Origin of the sequence: Nonlabens sp., from assembly GCF_018401815.1 — a bacterium.
Classification (GTDB): Bacteria; Bacteroidota; Bacteroidia; order Flavobacteriales; family Flavobacteriaceae; genus Nonlabens.
Genome location: NZ_JAGYKG010000029.1, coordinates 1 through 1,103, shown reverse-complemented (window position 1 = coordinate 1,103; position 1,103 = coordinate 1). Strand labels below are relative to the sequence as shown.

The 1,103-nt window shown below is 33.6% G+C and carries 1 protein-coding gene and 1 pseudogene; both read left to right on the top strand.

The features are described from left to right. Positions 1 to 583 (top strand): DUF6175 family protein (locus tag KG732_RS12995; protein ID WP_300980465.1); only part of this gene is annotated, 583 nt, incomplete at its 5' end. An 18-nt stretch (positions 584 to 601) separates the two neighbouring features. Continuing rightward, positions 602 to 1,103: pseudogene (locus KG732_RS12990) on the top strand (hypothetical protein); the annotation flags it as partial.

Sequence of the window (1,103 nt, the reverse complement as noted above, 5' to 3'; positions counted from 1 at the left end):
CAAAGCAGATATTTGGATGCAAATGACATGGACAGTTAATGATTTAGGATTTGAAAAATCAATTACTTTCAATTTACAAGGATTAGATGCTTATACCGATAAGCAAATTGCTGGCGCTTCTGGTACTGGTGAACCATCAATGACTGCTGAATTACCAGTATTACTAGCGGAAGCCGTTCTTTCACACCTTGATAATTTTAATGTACAACTTCAAAATCATTTTGATGATATGTTTACAAATGGTCGGGAGATTACGCTTCGCATTATGACATGGGATACATGGGATTATGATTTAGAAACAGATGAGTTTGGAGATGATGAACTTGGATTTTTATTAGAAGATTGGGTTGCTAGTAATACTGTTGAGGGCAGATTCTCGACCTCAACTTCTACTGAGAATATGATGTTAATGGAACAAGTTCGGATTCCTTTGTATATCGAAAGAAATGGCAGCCAAAGAGCACTAGATGCCAGAGGATGGGCAAACGGATTAAGAAAATACTTAAAGGATACTTACCAAATTGAATCAAAATTAATGATGAAAGGTCTTGGTCAGGCTCAATTAGTTTTAGGTGAAAAATAAATATTAAAAATAAATAATATGAAAAAAATAACATTAATAATAGGATTTTTTCTTTTGAATTTAATTTTGTTTGCTCAAAACAATCAAGGGAAAGCAGATGATGCAGGTCGTATCGCCCTTGCAGCTGTAGTTTCAGATCAAATTGAAGGACTAACATCCTCTGCTCAATCAAATTTGCAAAACAAGTTACATCAGATTGCTACAAAAAATGGTATGGGAGGCAGTTCTTTAAATAATCGTTTTATTATTACAGCCAATGTTGTTGTTTTAACTAAGGATATTACTCCTACTGCCCCTCCTATGCAAGCATATACTTTAGAAATAACTCTTTACATCGGAGATGGTGTTGAAGGCACTTTGTTTTCAAGTACATCAGTAACACTAAAAGGTGTAGGTAAAACTGAAACTAAAGCATATATGGCTGCACTAAAAAATCTAAAGGTTGCTGACCCGAAATACCAAAGCTTTATTGAACAAGGAAAAAATAAAATAATTGAGTATTATAACAGTAAATGTGATT